The 16,664-nt window shown below is 59.8% G+C and carries 16 protein-coding genes; 11 read left to right on the top strand and 5 right to left on the bottom strand.

Features of this window, described 5'->3' with window-relative positions; all coding sequences use genetic code 11:
• The first annotated feature begins 38 nt into the window (after positions 1–38).
• Positions 39–359, top strand: coding sequence for a hypothetical protein (locus tag BJ928_RS24005; protein ID WP_052227754.1), 321 nt, complete (start codon positions 39–41; stop codon positions 357–359).
• Between the two features lie 49 nt (positions 360–408).
• Here the strand turns inward: BJ928_RS24005 and BJ928_RS24000 are convergent, their stop codons facing one another.
• Positions 409–1,329, bottom strand: a complete 921-nt coding sequence (locus BJ928_RS24000; protein ID WP_047632834.1) for a dihydrodipicolinate synthase family protein — start codon at positions 1,327–1,329, stop codon at positions 409–411.
• Positions 1,330–1,408: 79 nt separating this feature from the next.
• A complete protein-coding gene (locus BJ928_RS23995; protein WP_047632832.1) occupies positions 1,409–2,122 on the bottom strand; it encodes a FadR/GntR family transcriptional regulator in 714 nt (237 codons plus the stop codon).
• A gap of 212 nt (positions 2,123–2,334) precedes the next feature.
• Here BJ928_RS23995 and BJ928_RS23990 point away from each other — a divergent pair, with 212 nt between their 5' ends.
• From BJ928_RS23990 to BJ928_RS23970, 5 genes are all read left to right on the top strand, one after another.
• Positions 2,335–4,281, top strand: a complete 1,947-nt coding sequence (locus tag BJ928_RS23990; RefSeq protein WP_047632722.1) for an ABC transporter substrate-binding protein — start codon at positions 2,335–2,337, stop codon at positions 4,279–4,281.
• A gap of 86 nt (positions 4,282–4,367) precedes the next feature.
• Positions 4,368–5,354 carry an ABC transporter permease gene (locus BJ928_RS23985; RefSeq protein WP_047632720.1) on the top strand — a complete coding sequence of 329 codons (987 nt, stop codon included), beginning with the start codon at positions 4,368–4,370 and terminating at the stop codon, positions 5,352–5,354.
• 9 nt (positions 5,355–5,363) lie between these two features.
• Positions 5,364–6,485, top strand: a complete 1,122-nt coding sequence (locus tag BJ928_RS23980; protein ID WP_047632719.1) for an ABC transporter permease — start codon at positions 5,364–5,366, stop codon at positions 6,483–6,485.
• Between the two features lie 7 nt (positions 6,486–6,492).
• The gene (locus BJ928_RS23975; RefSeq protein ID WP_047632717.1) at positions 6,493–8,214 is read left to right on the top strand and encodes an ABC transporter ATP-binding protein; all 1,722 of its coding nucleotides are present in this window, start codon (positions 6,493–6,495) and stop codon (positions 8,212–8,214) included.
• A 113-nt stretch (positions 8,215–8,327) separates the two neighbouring features.
• Positions 8,328–9,515 (top strand): galactarate dehydratase, encoded by a 1,188-nt coding sequence (locus BJ928_RS23970; protein ID WP_047632714.1) that lies wholly within the window; start codon positions 8,328–8,330, stop codon positions 9,513–9,515.
• 83 nt (positions 9,516–9,598) lie between these two features.
• Here BJ928_RS23970 and BJ928_RS23965 read toward each other — a convergent pair whose 3' ends face one another.
• The 3 genes from BJ928_RS23965 to BJ928_RS23955 all read right to left on the bottom strand — a co-directional run bounded on the left by BJ928_RS23965 (position 9,599) and on the right by BJ928_RS23955 (position 11,828).
• Positions 9,599–10,909: an MFS transporter gene (locus BJ928_RS23965; protein ID WP_047632711.1), complete on the bottom strand. Its 1,311-nt coding sequence runs from the start codon at positions 10,907–10,909 to the stop codon at positions 9,599–9,601.
• A 164-nt stretch (positions 10,910–11,073) separates the two neighbouring features.
• Positions 11,074–11,280 (bottom strand): KTSC domain-containing protein, encoded by a 207-nt coding sequence (locus BJ928_RS23960; protein ID WP_047632710.1) that lies wholly within the window; start codon positions 11,278–11,280, stop codon positions 11,074–11,076.
• A gap of 116 nt (positions 11,281–11,396) precedes the next feature.
• Positions 11,397–11,828, bottom strand: a complete 432-nt coding sequence (locus BJ928_RS23955; protein ID WP_047632707.1) for a VOC family protein — start codon at positions 11,826–11,828, stop codon at positions 11,397–11,399.
• Between the two features lie 68 nt (positions 11,829–11,896).
• Here BJ928_RS23955 and BJ928_RS23950 point away from each other — a divergent pair, with 68 nt between their 5' ends.
• The 5 genes from BJ928_RS23950 (at position 11,897) to BJ928_RS23930 (ending at position 16,663) form a co-directional block, all read left to right on the top strand.
• Positions 11,897–12,478, top strand: a complete 582-nt coding sequence (locus BJ928_RS23950) for a TetR/AcrR family transcriptional regulator (protein ID WP_047632705.1) — start codon at positions 11,897–11,899, stop codon at positions 12,476–12,478.
• 292 nt (positions 12,479–12,770) lie between these two features.
• Positions 12,771–13,655 (top strand): dihydrodipicolinate synthase family protein, encoded by an 885-nt coding sequence (locus tag BJ928_RS23945; protein ID WP_047632704.1) that lies wholly within the window; start codon positions 12,771–12,773, stop codon positions 13,653–13,655.
• A gap of 21 nt (positions 13,656–13,676) precedes the next feature.
• The gene (locus BJ928_RS23940; protein WP_047632703.1) at positions 13,677–14,336 is read left to right on the top strand and encodes a GntR family transcriptional regulator; all 660 of its coding nucleotides are present in this window, start codon (positions 13,677–13,679) and stop codon (positions 14,334–14,336) included.
• Between the two features lie 60 nt (positions 14,337–14,396).
• A complete protein-coding gene (locus tag BJ928_RS23935) occupies positions 14,397–15,728 on the top strand; it encodes a sugar ABC transporter substrate-binding protein (protein ID WP_047632700.1) in 1,332 nt (443 codons plus the stop codon).
• Entirely contained in the window at positions 15,728–16,663 is a 936-nt protein-coding gene (locus BJ928_RS23930) for a sugar ABC transporter permease (RefSeq protein WP_047632697.1), read from the top strand. Before BJ928_RS23935 ends, BJ928_RS23930 begins: the two co-directional genes overlap by 1 nt.
• The last annotated feature ends 1 nt before the right edge of the window (position 16,664 follow it).

The following is a 16,664-nucleotide window of genomic DNA, read 5'->3' as shown; positions in this document are numbered from 1 at the left end:
TGAATTGCGTCATCATAACCGACCTGTCGGAAGAGACGATGTTCATGCTGCCTATTCTCGCACCGCTATTCTTGAGCATTTCCTTCGGTTTGAGCTGGAACAGGTTTTTGCTCACCTTTACGAACCGAGGCCACGGTCCTCAGGACCAGATGTCGGTGACGACGGTCGCGGCCACCGTCAGCCTCACAGCCCTGGCATTGTCCGTTGCGGACAAAGGACCATTGCTTGGAGGGATTATTATCCTGCTCGGCTTGCCGCTCGCCGCAATCAGTAGGAATCTCCCCCATCAAGCGGCCGTCCTGACGCTTTCCGTCGTCAGCCTTGCTGCCTATCTGAAATTTACAATGCACGTGGCCTAGCATCGATGGCGGCGGGAAAACATGACCGCTCTACCCGCTGCCACACCTTTCAGCTGGAGAAGCAATCACCTGATTCCGTCCAGCCAAGAAGCAGGGCGAACAACTCTTCACGATCCCTCTCGTCAAGGCGCGGCAGCCCCGGCACACGGACCGGGCCGACATTTAGGCCGGAATAGACGACAGCTTCCTTGACCACGGTGACATTTGCTCCGTTGCGGTATTTGGTGCGCATGCGCTCGAAGGGCTCGAGCTTGTTGACGATGGCACGCGCCGCGGCAAAATCACCCTTTTCCAGCGCAGCATGGACGGCGAGCGACAGCTTTGGAGCAACGTTGACAAGGCCCGACGTGAACCCCCGCGCTCCGGCGGCAGAAAATGCCGGCGCCCAGCTTTCTGCAAGGCCACAGACAAACAGCGCCCCCTTCGGATCGGAGGCAGCGATCGCGCGCGAAAGCAGCATCAGGTCCGTTGTCGCAAACTTGATGCCGGCAATATTGCCGTGGCCCGCCAGAAGAACCATGTCGTCGACGCTGAAGCCATCAGCGCGGACATAGGCAACGAGCGGCAGAGGCGAGGCCTCCGCCAGATCGCGAAAATAATCGATCTGCGAAGCGGGTGCGGCGAAGGGATCTACCGGTTGGTGGGACATGACGGCGGAGGCGCCGATCGAAGCGGCATCCTTAGCCATGCGGATCGCCTCGCGCAAAGAACGGCCGATCGCCGCGGTCACAGGCGCTTTGCCGTCGACACCTGCTACTGCTGCCTCGTGGACATGGCGAATTTCCTCGGGCGTCAGCGCATAGAATTCACCGGTATTGCCGGCTGCAACGATATTATGAATGCCGGCAGCGGCAACGCGCTGGTAGACCTTGGCGGTCACACGCGGCTCTACCTCGCCATTGGCGTCATAGGCCGTGACCGGAACGCCAGACACGCCGGTCAGTGCCTGCCGCATGGTTTCAATGCTCATCTTCATACCCTTACCCTTCTTGACCTGTCGGGGCCGCAGCAGCAAAGCTGCCCGCCTTATCCCGCTTTGGTCCAACTCCCTAGACGCCCTGGAACATGCGGGCGCGTGCGTTCAGAATGTGGCGCTTCATGGCATCGTGCGCCTCAGTCTCCTGACGCGCAAAGATCGCCTCCACGATCACGGCATGCTCGTCCTGGACGCTGCGGATCTGTTCCGGCGTCCGCTTGAGGCTGAGACTTCGCGTCACGGAATGGCCGATGGCGAAATGTGGCCGGAACAATTCGCGGGCCGAGACATGAAACTGATTGCCGGTCGCGATCGCAACCGCATCATGCAGCTCCTGGTCTTCCTCGGCGCCGAGCCTGCCCTCGCCCAGACACTGTTCGATCTTTAGCAGCGCAGCCGAAATCCGCTCCTTGTCAGCGGGCTGCCAGTTGCGGGCCGCAAGTTCGGCTGCCTCGGCCTCGAGCCCGGCGCGAAACTCGAAGAATCGTTGGACATCGGCAAGCGATCCGACGGGCACCATTTTCAAGACCGAGGAATCCGGCCTCTGCCTGACATAAGAGCCCGATCCCTTGCGCGAGACGATCAAACCATCGGCGCGAAGCCGCTCCAGCGCATCGCGTACCACGGGCCGTGATGCGCCAAACATTTCCGCTAGCTTGGCTTCAGCCGGCAGTCGTTCGTTCACCGGGAATTTTCCCTCGGCAATCATGGCGACGATCCGCTCATAGATGATGTCGCCGAAGCGCGTCGCGCCCGCACCGGAATCGTTGGCGACAGAGAGTTTCATCATCGTCCTTCGTGAATGCCGACCAGCGACAGCCATAGCGCATTTCCTGCGCGACAGAGCTACTAAATCTGTAAAAATCTGTCAACTCTTGTAATTATCTGAGAACAGCATATGGTCTCGACGCTGCGCCAGAGGGGTGCATGGCGATGGGTTGGGAGCTTGTCGCATCGGCTGAGGCAAAGCCCGGCCGAGGTCAAAATGGGAGGGATTCGATGCGCGATGAAATATTGTCCCGCGGCGTCAGCAGACGCGCCGTCCTCGGCGGCATGGCGGGAATGGCAGCACTGTCTCTGGCCGGCCGTGTCAACGCTGCCGACACAGGTGGCGAGGCACCGGCATTGGCGCAGCTCGTCAAGGACGGCAAGCTGCCAGCACTTGCGGATCGGCTACCAAAGAAGCCGATGGTCGTTACCCCTTACGAGAAAGTCGGCACCTACGGCGGCACATTGCGGCGTGGTCTGCGGGGCTCGTCCGACCATAACGGCATTTTGCGGATGGTCGGCAATCAGAGCCTGGTGCGCTGGAATCTCGAATTCACCCAGGTGTTGCCGAATCTCGCCGAGCGCTGGGACGTCAACTCAGACGCCTCGCAATTCACCTTCTACCTCATCCAGGGCGCGCGCTGGTCTGATGGTCATCCATTCACCGCAGACGACGTGGTCTTTGCCATCGAGGATTGTGTCAAGAATACCGACCTCTATAGCGCGACGCCGGCGCAATTGACCGTTGCCGGCAAGGCCGTCGATGTTTCGAAGATCGACGACTACACGGTGAAATTCACCTTTGCGGCGCCGAATGCGCTCTATCTGGAAAATCTGGCGACACCGCTCGGCCAACATCCGACGCTGTTTCCCAAGCACTATTGCAGCCAGTTCCTGCCGAAATACAATCCGAACGTTGCCGATGACGCCAAGAAGGCCGGCGTCAGCAACTGGCCCGAACTTTTCCGCGCGCGTTGCGGCGATATCGAAATTCCCTCGCGCTGGGGGAACCCGGATAAGCCGACGCTCGATCCCTGGGTCGTCAAGGAGCCCTATAGCGGCGGCGCCACCCGTGTCGTCATGACGCGCAACCCTTACTTCTGGCAGGTTGATACATCGGGCAATCAGCTTCCCTATGTCGACGAGATCAACTTTGGCATCTCGCAGGATGTGGAATCGCTGATGTTGAATGTGATCTCGGGCAAGATCGATATTCAGGAACGCCATATCAGCGTGCTGGCGAACAAGCCGACACTCTCGCAAAACATGAAGAAGGGCGACTATCGCCTTCTAACTCTTATTCCTTCCAGCTCGCAGCAATGCCAAATCTATTTCAACATCACCCATAAAGATCCGGCCATGCGCAAGATGTTTGCCGACAAGTCCGTCAGGCAGGCGCTGTCGCTCGGCATCAACAGGCAAGAGGTGATCGATATCGTCTACTTTGGCCAGAGCGAAGGCTATCAGGCAGGGCCGCGACCGGAGCATCCCTGGTACAACGAGAAATATGCGCGCCAGTTCACCAACTACGATCCGGACAAGGCGGGCGCGATGCTCGATCAGGCCGGCTACGGCAAGAAGGATGCAAACGGTTTTCGCCTGAGGCCGGACGGCCAGAAGATGTTCTTTACCGTCGATGTCATTCCGACCCTTTATCCCGATCTGGTCGATGCTCTCGAACTGGTAAAGGCCCATTGGGCGCAAATCGGCGTCGACATGAAGGTCAATACCATCGAGCGTGCCCTCTATTATACGCGTGGCGACGACAACGCCCATGATGCTCAGGTCTGGCCAGGCCCAGGCGGCCTCGACCCGATGCTTGATCCCCGCGACTTCTTCGCCTTCCACCCGCAAGGCTCGCGCTACGCCATTCCGTGGGCCGTCTGGTACACCTCGAACGGCAAACAGGGCGAGGAGCCGCCGGAAAGCCAGAAGAAGCGCATGAAGCTCTTCGACGATGCGCGCTCCACGGCCGATCTCGACAAGCGCGGCGCCGTGATGAAGCAGATCTTCGATATCGCGGCGGATGAATTCGAAACTGTCGGGCTTTGCCTTGCCGTTGGCGGTTTCGGTATCATCCGCAACAATCTGCACAATGTTCCAGAAAAGCAGCCGGACAGCTGGTCATGGCCCAATCCGGGGCCTGCCATGCCGCAGCAATTCTTCTTCACCAGCTGATTGCACCGATCAAGCGCCGTCCTCCACGGGCGGCGCTTTCCTTGATGCGGAGCTGCCCGTGGCAGCGCTCACTGCGAGACATAGCCATGCTGGTTTTCATCGGTAAACGCCTCTTGTGGATGATCCCGTCCCTCTTCGCCATCAGCTTCCTCGCCTTCGTGCTGATCCAGCTACCGCCTGGCGACTATGTCACGACCTATATCGCCACGCTCGCCTCATCGAATGAGGTGGTCGATCAGAATACGGCTGCCCAGCTGCGCGAGCGTTTCGGCCTCGATCAGCCGATGCTCATCCAATATCTGAAGTGGATGTGGGGCATTCTTTCGCGCGGAGATTTCGGCATCTCGTTTGAATGGCAGCAGCCGGTCTCCGGCCTCATCTGGGAGCGCATGGCGCTGACGCTTATTCTGGCGCTGGCAGCCCTGATCGCCACCTGGGCTATCGCATTGCCGATCGGCGTCTATTCCGCCGTGAAAAAATACTCGATCGGCGATTATTTCTTTACCGCCTTCACCTTTCTTGGCCTTGCCATCCCCTCCTTCCTGCTGGCGCTGGTGCTGATGTATGTCGCCGCCGTCGAGTTCGGCCAGGATGTCGGCGGCCTCTTCTCCTCCCAGTTCGAGACGGCGCCCTGGAGTATCGCGAAGATGCTGGACCTCCTGTCGCATCTCTGGCTCCCCGTCGTCATTCTCGCCGTTTCCTCGACCGCAAGCCTCATCCGTGTCATGCGCGCCAACATGCTCGACGAATTGCCGAAGCCCTATGTGACGACGGCACGGGCCAAGGGGCTCTCGGAGTTCCGGCTTCTCGTGAAATACCCGCTGCGCATTGCGCTCAACCCGTTCATCTCCACCATTGCCTGGCTGTTGCCTAATCTGATTTCTGGATCGGTGGTCGTCGCCATCGTTCTTAACCTGCCGACGGCGGCGCCATTGCTGCTCCAGGCCCTGATGGCGCAGGACATGTATCTTGCCGGCGCCTTCGTGCTGTTGATCTGCGCGCTGACGCTGATCGGGTCACTCATCAGTGACATTCTGCTTGCCCTCGTCGATCCCCGAATTCGGTTGGAATAGGAGCAGCCCATGGCCGATATTGCCGTTACAAATCTCCGTCCCGATCGCAACGCAGTGGCATCGCAATGGCAGTTGATCTGGTGGGCATTCCGCCGGCACAAGCTTGCCATGGTGGCCCTCGTCGTTACCCTGCTGATGTATATCGTCGCCCTGGTTCCCGGTTTCTTCGCCATCAACGACCCGACGCTGCAGAACGCGCGGGCAACTTTTCATCCGCCGCAGAGAGTGCATTTCATCGATACGGACAACGGTTTCTCCTTCGGCCTGCACTACTATCCGCTGAAACTCAGCCGCGACCCGGAAACCCTTGCCGCCATCTTCAAGGAAGATACCTCGAAGCGGGTCTCGATCAGCCTGTTCGGGCGCGGCTACGAATATTCCGTGCTCGGCCTTTTTACGAGCAACATCCATCTTCTCGCATCCTCGGACAAATCGACGCCTCTGCTGTTGTTCGGCGCGGATCGGCTCGGCCGCGACGTCTTTAGCCGCACCGTTCAGGGCGCGCAGATTTCGTTGTCAATCGGTCTCGTCGGTGTGTTCTTCTCACTCTTGCTCGGCATCGTTCTTGGAGGTATTTCAGGCTATTACGGTGGAAAGCTCGACTTTTTCATTCAGCGCCTGATCGACTTCGTGCTGTCACTACCGACGATTCCCATCTGGCTCGCCATGGCGGCGGCCCTGCCGCAGGGTTGGCCGGCGGCGTTGCAATATATGATGATCACCATCATCCTGTCGCTGACCGGCTGGGCGCAGCTTGCCCGCGTCGTGCGCGGCCGCTTCCTGTCATTGCGTACCGAGGAATTCGTGGCTGCTGCGAGACTGGACGGCGCCAGCGAAGGGCGCATCATCTTCCGCCACATGCTGCCAAGCTTTGCCAGCCACATCATCGCCTCGATCACGCTTGCCGTGCCGGCGATGATCCTCGCAGAGACGTCGCTTTCCTTCCTCGGGCTTGGGCTGCAGCCGCCGACCATCTCCTGGGGCGTGCTCTTGCGCGAGGCGCAGAACATCCGATCGATCGCGACCGCACCATGGCTGTTCCTGCCCGGTGTTGCCGTCGTCATTGCCGTCATGGCGCTCAACCTTCTCGGCGATGGCCTGCGTGACGCGGCCGATCCCTACAACAAATGAGGCGGGCATGACCGATATCGTTTCCATGAATACCGCCCGCCCACTGCTGCAGGTCAAGAACCTGACCGTCGACTTTCCTCTGCGAACCGGCACGTTTCGCGCAGTCGACGATCTCTCCTTCGCCATCGAGCCCGGAAAGACGCTCTGCGTCGTCGGGGAAAGCGGGTCGGGCAAGTCCGTCACGGCGCGCTCGATCCTGCAGATTGTCGATGCGCCGGGTCGCATCACCGCCGGCTCGATCACTCTGAACGCTGCGAACGGCAGCTCCATCGATATCGTCAAGCTCAATCCGCGCGGGCGGCAGATCAGGTCCATCCGCGGGCGCGACATCGCCATGATCTTCCAGGAGCCGATGGCCTCGCTTTCGCCGGTCCACACGGTCGGCGACCAGATCATGGAAGCGCTGCGCCTCCATACGAAAATGAGCAAGGCCGAAGCACGGGCGGAGACAATTTCACTGTTGAAACAGGTGGAAATCCCCTCCCCGGAAAAAGCCATAGATCGTTACGCTTTCCAATATTCGGGCGGCATGCGCCAGCGCGCCATGATCGCCATGGCGCTTGCCTGCAAGCCGCAGCTTCTGATCGCCGACGAGCCGACGACGGCGCTCGACGTCACGACCCAAGCCGAAATCCTCGATCTCATAGCCCGGCTGCAGAAGGCCAACGGCATGGCGGTACTGTTCATCACCCACGACATGGGCGTGGTCGCCCAGATCGCCGACGATGTGCTCGTCATGCACAATGGCGTGGTGAAAGAGTACGGCCCGGTCGAGCAGATCTTTCATGCGCCGAAGGACGATTACACGCGCATGCTGATCGGCTCGGTGCTGAAGCTCGAGAGGAAGGCCGAAATCCGGCTGGCGCGACCACCGCTCGACAGGGCCGCGGCGCCGATCCTCGAACTGCGCAATGTGTCGATGGCCTTCGGCGAGGTCCGTGCTCTCGATGATGTCTCGATCTCGCTTTTGCCGCGGGAGACACTCGGGATCGTCGGCGAGAGCGGGTCGGGTAAAACGACGATGGGCCGCTCGATCATGCGACTGATCGATCCGAGTGCCGGGGAAATCCTCTATCGCCGCACCGATGGCGATGTCACCGATCTGGCAAGCGCCAAGGGAACGGCCCTTGCGGCAGCGCGCCGCGAGCTGCGCATGGTGTTCCAGGACCCCTTCGGCTCGCTTAATCCACGCATGACCGTCTCCCAGATCATCGGCGAGCCATTGCTGGTCAACGGCATCGCCAAGGGCCGCGCCCTTGATGAGCGCGTTTGCCATCTGATGGAACAGGTCGGGCTTGATCCAAGAGCACGCGAGCGCTATCCGCACGCTTTCTCAGGCGGCCAGCGCCAGCGCATCGGCATTGCCCGCGCCATCACGCTTAATCCGCGCGTGATCGTTGCCGACGAGGCGACCTCGGCTCTCGATGTCTCCGTGCGCTCGCAGGTGCTTGATCTGCTCATGCGTCTGCAGGATGAACTCGGCCTCGCCTATATCTTCATCAGCCACGATATCGGCGTCATCCGCTACATGTGCGACCGGGTCGGTGTCATGTACAAGGGCCGCCTCGTCGAAGTTGGTGATGCCGACAAGGTCTGCAACGCACCCGAACATGCCTATACGCAAGCGCTGATCTCAGCCATCCCGCGCCCCGATCCGCGCGATCGGGATCGCTCGCGGCGCTTCCGCTATGTCGAGCCCGAGACCGTGAAAAACGGGAGCGCCGCCTGATGGCTTGCATCCTCACGACTCCCGAAATCGCGGAGGCGGCGCCTTGGCAACGATTTTCCCACCTGCGGCGCCTCCCATGCCGCATTCATGTCAATCGATAGAAGGAAAGTTAGATGAAGATCGACCGCATGCGGGTATTCATGACCCGCGATAAGGACCGCCCGCGCGTCATCGTGGCGTTGGATACGGATGACGGGCTGACCGGCTGGGGCGAGTGCTACAATCACGGCCCCGATTTGGCGCTGCCGCCGATCCTCGACTATCTCTACGGCTTTATCGCCGGCCAGGACCCGAGCCGCGTCGACTATCTGATCAACCTGCTGATCCAGCAGAGCCGCTTCCCGCCTGGCGCGCTTGGCCTTTCGGCAATTTCCGCGCTCGACCATTGCCTCTGGGATCTCTCTGCCAAAGCCCTCAATGTTCCCGTCTACAAGCTACTCGGCGGCGCCGTGCGCGATCGCATCAAGGTCTATGCCGGCGTCTATACCGCACCGGATGCGCCGGCCGCACGCGAGGAGCTCGACCGGCTGAACGCCGAATGGGGCTTTACCGCTTTCAAGCTTAGCCCCTGGCGCATCGACATGCATGCCCATCGCTGGGGCAATGTCGTCAAGGCATCGGCCGACTATTTCCGCTCGCTGCGTGAGACCGTGCGTGACGACTACGAAATTGCCTTCGACGCCCATGCGAAGATCTTCGAACCGGTCGCTGCCCGCCAGCTCGGCAACGCGCTGGCACCTTACGACCCGCTCTTCTACGAGGAGCCACTGCGCCCCGAAAATATCGAAATGTGGGGCGAGCTGAAACAGGGTCTCAATTGCGTGCTGGCGACGGGTGAGTCCCTCTATAACCGCAACGAGTTCTTGCGCCTGTTGCAGGTCAAGGGCGCCGACCTCATCCAGCCCGACATCTGCGTCGTCGGCGGCATCAGCGAGATGCGGCGCATCGCAACGATCGCCGAGGCTCATTTCGTCGGGGTCGCACCGCACAACCCGATGGGGCCGCTCGCAACCGCCGTCAACGTGCATTTCTCGGCCGCGGCACAGAACTTCAAAATCCTCGAATACCGGCTGCCGAAGGGCCAGGCCTACGTCTATGGCGGCAACGAGGTCGAGCAACGGCAGGGCGAAACCCGCTATGTCGTCGACCCCTATCTGCCGAAGGATGGCTATCTCGAGCTTCGACCCGATCGCCCGGGATGGGGCGTGGAGATGGACGAAAAGGCGATGGAAGAGGAAGGCTATATCCATTGGCAGCGGCGGGTGCCCAAGCGCCCCGACGGCTCCTACGCCTTTGCCTGACAATCGCTGGAGGCGCCTGTCATCAATTCGGGACAGGCGGCCTTCCGGCCGCCTTTCTCATTATCGTGTGGTGGAAGACGCGCCTATTTCGCGCGGGCGGCACCTGGATTGCCGAGGTCATCGAGACGGGGCGTCCGCGGTATCATGCGTCCGATGACAAGCACCAGCAGCACCGCGACCAGAAGGCACGCCGCCAGGAAGAACATCGGCGCGATCGTGCTTCCTGTGGAATCCTTGATCCAAGGGACGACGTTCTGGGCGACGAAGCCGCCGAGATTGCCGACGGAATTGATAGCTGCAAGCCCGGCTGCAGCGCCCGCTCCCTGCAGGAAGCGCGACGGCAGGCTCCAGAACACCGGCTGGCCGGCGAAGATGCCTGCTGCCGCAATGCACAGGAAGGTAAATTGCAGCGTATGCTCGGGAATAACAGCCGAGAGAACCAGGCTCACCGCGCCAACCAGCGCCGGAATGACGATGTAGGGCGTCTTGGATTCCGCCTTGTCTGCCGCTGTCGGTACGGCATAAAGCGCGATGGCGACGAGAAGCCACGGGATGATATTCAGGAAGCCGTTCGTCGTGTTGCTGACGCCGAAATTCTTGACAATTGTCGGTAGCCAGTAGCTAAGACCGTAGGCCGCCAGTGGAAAGCCGACATAGCAAAGAGCCATGAGCAGCACGCGCGGATTGATGAGGGCGCGGAAGCCGTCGGCGGCGCTCTTCTCCATGTTCGAATTTTCCGCCGCGAGCCGATCCTTGAGCCATGTCTTTTCTGTATCGCTCAGAAACGACGCCTGGGCAGGCAGATCCGGCAGGAAGAAGAGCGTGATGATCCCGGCGATAATGGCAGGTATGCCGGTGACGAGGAAGACCCATTGCCATCCGGCCATGCCGTAAAGGCCGTTCAGATCGAGAAGGACACCGCCCAGCGGTGCACCGATAGCATTGGCAAAGGCGCTGAAGATCATGAAAAGCCCGACCATCGTGCCGCGATAGGCCGAGGGATACCAGAGGGTAAGCAGATAGAGCACGCCGGGAAAGAAGCCCGCCTCGCAAGCGCCTAGCAGGAAGCGCAGGATATAGAACATGGTCGCATTCTGCGTATAGGCGAGCGCGACGGTGACGATGCCCCAGGATACAAGGATACGCGCAAACCACTTGCTGGCGCCGAAGCGGTCGAGAAGCAGGTTGCTTGGCACTTCGAAGATGAAATAGCCGATGAAGAACAGCGAGGCGCCAAGACCATAGGCATATTCGCTCATGCCGAGATCGCCGACCATCTCAAGCTTGGCATAGCTGACATTCTGGCGATCGATATAGGCAATCAGATAGAGGATGCCAAGAAAGGGCATCAGCCTCCAGGTGATCTTCGAGATAAGCTGCTTTTCATCAACCACGCCTCTTCCTCCCAGAAAGATGATTCCGATTGATGTAGATAGCGCAACTCAGCGTTTATCAATGTGCCGGAGCATAAAGCTTGTTCCGCGCATGGAATCCGCATCCGAAAACGAGCAAGCCGGCCTCTTCGGGCAAAGGCGCCGATCTTCCCGCAAGTCGCGGCTCAAGCAACGCGTTCGAACTGGGTGCGGATGTGCTCGATATAGTGCTGGCCTGGCGAAGAGGCTTTCACCATGGCGATCGCCGCCTTCTGCGGGACGCCGGTAAACTGGCGTTCCTCGCCATTCCTGAAGCGGATGTAAAGCCGCCCGTCATCCGGGCGAAAAAAGACTGATTTGATGATTTTCGACGAAACCGAAAGCTCTTGCATGGGTCACCTCACCTTCGGTCGGCTTTCTCGCACGAAAACCAAAACATTGGGTGAAGTGACCTAGTTAATAAGAGATAGAGTTGTATCGCTCGATTTTATCGATTGTACCCAACGCCTTAACCGCCCTGCGGCAGGGCGTCTTCGGCATAGAGTGCCGCAAATTCGGCGCTTGGCGGAATCGGCTTGATGATGTCGATCAGCACACCGTTCGGATCGGACGTGATGAAATGACGCTGACCGAAATCTTCGTCGCGGATCGCAAGCAGAATGGGCAATCCGGCTGCCTGTACACGCTCATATACCGTATCGACGTCTTCCACTTCGAAGTTGAGCAAAAGCCCGGCGACCTGCCCGCGCCCTCCCGCTGGGATCGTTTCATGCCGGCCGTCCAGAATGGCAAGATTGATGGCGCTATCCTCGGCCGATTGCAGATGCATGTACCAGTCGCTTGCGAAATTCTCCCGAAAGCCGAAATGCGCGATGTAGAACGCGGCCGTCTCCTCCACGCGTTCCGTCATGATGACCGGATAATAGCTGGTAACCTTCATGCTTCACTTCTCTCCCAAAAAGACATACAATCTGCCTGTATTTTTCAAATAACATACAGGCTGCATGCATGCAAGATCCACGCTCCAATCGAGAAAGAACAGAAAAGACCAAGACTGCGCTGATCGCCGCGGCGCGTGCCTTGTTCGTGGAGAAGGGCTATGCCGAGACATCGACGCCGGAAATCGTTGCCGCCGCCGGCATTACCCGCGGCGCGCTCTATCATCACTTCGAGGACAAACGCGCCCTCTTCCGCGCCGTTGTCAGGGAAGAGGCTCTAGCCGTGGCAGCCGCCATCGAGCAGGCGACGCCGGATCGCCTGACGCCGCGCCAAGCGCTGATCGCCGGCAGCAACGCCTATCTGGATGCGATGCGTATTGTTGGACGCACACGGCTTTTGCTGATCGAAGGGCCGACGGTGCTGGGTCTTGCCGACATGAAACAGCTGGACGAAGAAACCACCACGCTTACCCTGAAACATGGGCTGGAAGCAGCGCTCGGTCACGGCAAAAGCACCGATATCCCTCTCGACGCGCTTGCCGATATTCTTTCGGCAGCATTCGATCGTGCCGCCCTTGCCGTCGATGCCGGCGGCAATGCAGATCGCTATCGCGCCGCCATTGCGCATATGATCGAACGTATTGCAGATTGAGTTTCCGATACATGAAAGAGTCCGAGAAGCCTCCGTGTTCGATCTGCTCATTCGCAATGCCAACCGGCCCGATGGCCGCAAGGGCATTGACGTCGCGGTCAGGGACGGCAGGGGCGACGCTCAGACTTGAAGAATACAGCCTGGAAAGGGGCTTGTTTCAGTCAGGAGCCATTACCTCCTTCCATCATTCCGGCGCACATATGAATCACATGTATGCGACTGATCCAATCCTCACTTTACAACTAACATGTCAGCATGATACTCACTGATCCCATAAGATCGGGAGGATCAGATGATTGAGAGTTTTGGCCTGTCGGCCGCGCTGGCAACGCCCTTTGATGCGGATGGTGAGATCGCGATCCCAGGCGTGATCAAACAGGCGAAGCATTGCCTTGCCAATGGCTGCAAGAGCGTGACGCTGTTCGGCACGACGGGCGAAGGCGCCTCGATCGGCATGCAGGAGCGCCAGCAGGTTCTCGCCGCGATGCTGGAGGCCGGCATCAGCCCGAAGCAGATCGTCATGGGTGTTCTCGTGGATGCTGCCGAGGATGCCGCGGCGCAGGCCGGACAAGCGCTCGCTCACGGGGTCCGCAATATCCTTCTGGCCCCGCCATGCTATTTCAAGAACGTCAGCGACGACGGGCTTTTCAAATGGTTCGCCGCCGTCTTCACCATGCTGGGCACCCATGCCCGGGACGTGATCGTCTACAACATTCCGTCAGTGACGATGGTGCCGCTTTCCGTTTCTCTTGTCGGCCGGCTGCGCGCGGCATTTCCGGAGGTCGTGGTCGGCGTCAAGGATTCCTCCGGTGACTGGCCCTATACCGAAACACTTCTGAGGACGCATGGCGACCTCATCATCTTGATCGGCGACGAGCGCCACCTGGCACGCGGCGTCCGCCTCGGCGGACAGGGCGCGATCTCAGGCATGGCAAACTTGCTTCCCCGCGAAGTGCAGGCCATGGCCGAACAAGGCGCGGATGACGCCAACGTCGAACGTTTCGTTGAAGAATTGCTGAATTATCCGATCATCCCGTCCATCAAGTCGATCCTTGCCCGCCTTACAAATGATGCGAGCTGGCTTGCCGTGCGCCCGCCACTCGTGGCATTGAACGCTCAGGATTCTGACACGCTCTTTGCTTCCTTCGGCGCATTGTTTCGCGCCAGGGCGGCCTAACGAACAAGCCCGGAGCTGCCGATGGACGGACCAGGCGAACAGCCGACGTTGAGAGAAAAGGCCTATGAAAGCTTCACGCGCCATCTCTTGGCGCGCGACGTTCGTCCTGGCCAGTTCATCTCGCAGCGGCGGCTCGTCGAGCTGACGGGATTGACGCTCGGCGCAATCCGCGAGCTCATTCCGCGCCTGGAAGCCGAAGGACTGATCAAAACGGTACCGCAGCGCGGGTTGCAGATCGCCCATATCGATCTCGACCTGATCCGCGAAGCCTTCCAGCTTCGGCTTTTCCTGGAAAAGGAAGCGGTTGCACTGTTCACCTATTCGGCGTCGGACGACACGATCGCCAAGCTCTTGAAGGACCATCGCGACATCGCCGATGCCATTCGCGCCGGCGACAGTTCACAGGAACTGGAACTGCATGCGCAATCGGTGGATTGGGGCATGCACGATGCCTTCATCGATGCGCTTGGCAACACGATCATCTCGAATGCCTATCGCGTCAATTCGATCAAGATGCGGCTCATCAGCCAGGACAGGTTCCGCATCAACGGCCATGTCGGCCCTGTGATGGAAGAGCATTTGAAAGTGCTTGAAGCGATAGAGCGACGCTCGGCAGAAGAAGCCGTCGCGGCGCTCGTATCCCACATCAACGGGGCACGCGACCGCGCATTGAAGATTTGAACAGCATTGAACAACAAGGCCGCGAATGAGGAGATTTTCGGCCAAAAGAGGAGGAACGGAATGTCATCGTCATTTTTCAATCCGACACGTCGCGGCTTCATGGCCGGCACCGCAGCACTTGGCGCGGCAAGCCTTCTGGGGGTCCGCACCGCATCGGCTGCCGTAGACTGGAAGCGCTTTTCCGGCACGACGCTTGAAGTCAACCTGATCAAGAGCCCGCGCAGCGAGACGATCCTCAAATATCTGAGCGAATTCGAAGCGCTCACCGGCATCAAGGTCAATGCCGAGGCGACGCCCGAGCAGCAGCAGCGCCAGAAGACGACGATCGAGCTTTCCTCCGGCAAGCCGAGCTTCGATGTCGTGCACCTGAGCTATCACGTCCAGAAGCGCCAGTTCGAAAAGGGCGGCTGGCTCGCCGATATCAGCGGTTTCATGAAGGATCCGTCGCTCACCGATCCCTCGCTGACGGAAAGCGACTTTGCCGAGGCAGGCCTGAAATTCGCCAAGGATAGCAGCGGCGTGATGCGCTCCCTACCCTTCTCGGTCGACTACTGGATCATCTACTGGAACAAGGCCCTGTTCGAGAAGAAGGGCCTTGCCTATCCGGAGACCTTCGAGGACATGGCCAAGGCCGCCGAGGCGTTGACGGACAAGTCGACCAATACCTACGGCTTCGTCGCCCGCGGCCTGAAGAACGCCAACACGCCGGTCTGGACGACCTTCATGCTCGGGCATGGCGCAACCCCACTTTCAGCTGACGGCAAACTCCAAACGGAATCGCAAGGTGCAGTCGACGCCGCGAAACTCTATCAGCGCCTGATGACGAAATCGGCGCCTCCCGGCGTCTCCGGCTTTAACTGGGCCGAAGCGCAATCTGCCTTCCTCCAGGGTAAGATCGGCATGTGGCTCGACGGCGTTGGCTTTGCTCCGCCGATCGAAAATCCGGAAAAGTCCCGCGTCGTCGGCCAGGTCGGCTATGGCATCATGCCGAAGGGACCGAATGCGCAGGCAGCCGCCACCACCGGCGACGGCATTGGCGTCACCGCCGCCAGCCAGAAGAAGGAAGCCGCCTACCTCTTCTGCCAATGGGCGATCTCGCATGACATGGGCGCGCGCCTGCTGCAGGCCGGCGCCGGCGTCCCCTTCCGTCAGTCCATCCTGGAAGATCAGAAGGTGCGCGAGGGCGTGAAGATGCCGGGCGCCTGGCTGGATGCAGTGGCCGGTTCCGCCAAGGTCTCCCAGCTTGCCCTGCCCGTCATCATCCCCGTCACGGAATTCCGCGATATCTATGGCGTTGCGCTGACGAACATGATCGGTGGCGCCGATCCGGCAGCGGAGCTCAAAACGGCAACCGCCCAGTTCGAGCCGGTGCTGGCGCGAAGCGAGGGATAATGGCCTCTGTGAGCATCGAAGATACTGCCTCGAAGGTCGTAGAAAGAAGGAGCAAGCCGCAACGGCTTGCTCCCAACTACTGGCCCTTCGTCATTCCCGCGCTGATCGTGATTGCCGCCGTCATCGTTTTTCCCTGGGTGTTCACCCTGTGGATGAGCGTCAACAAATGGACGCTTGGCCAGTCGCAGAGCTTCGTCGGCTGGGACAACTATGTCCGCCTGGCGACCGACATGCGCTTCTGGGAATCGCTATGGCACACGGTTCTCTATACCGTGCTCTCCGTGGTTGGTCCGTTGATCTTCGGCACGCTCGCCGCACTCATCTTCGATGCAAACTTTCCGCTGCGCGGTTTCCTGCGCGGCGTCTTCGTCATGCCGATGATGGCGACCCCCGTCGCCGTCGCGCTGGTCTGGACGATGATGTTTCACCCGCAGCTCGGCGTGCTGAACTATCTGCTGTCTCTGGTTGGCATCGGACCACAGGAATGGATCTATAATCAATCCAGCGTCATACCCTCTCTCGTTCTGGTGGAGGTCTGGCAATGGACACCGCTTGTCATGCTGATCGTGCTTGGCGGCCTCGCCTCGGTGCCGCGCGAACCCTATGAGAGTGCGGAAATCGACGGCGCCAATGCCTGGCAGAAGTTTCGTTATCTGACGTTGCCGATGATCTCGCCCTTCCTGATGATCGCCGTCATCATTCGCGGCATCGACGCCATCAAGAGCTTCGACATCATCTATGCGATGACCCAGGGCGGTCCGGGGACGGCATCCGAGACGATCAACATCTACCTCTACAACACCGCCTTTTCCTACTACGACATCGGCTATGGCTCGGCCATGGCCGTAGTGTTCTTCATTCTCATCGTCGCGCTTTCCTTCATGCTTTTGATGATGCGGCAGCGGACGAAATGGACCGACGCGGGAAGCAATTGAG

Source organism: Rhizobium sp. WW_1 (genome assembly GCF_003610155.1).
GTDB lineage: Bacteria > Pseudomonadota > Alphaproteobacteria > Rhizobiales > Rhizobiaceae > Rhizobium > Rhizobium tropici_A.
Note: the sequence above shows the minus strand (reverse complement) of the source record. Positions and strands in the feature narration are given on the sequence as shown.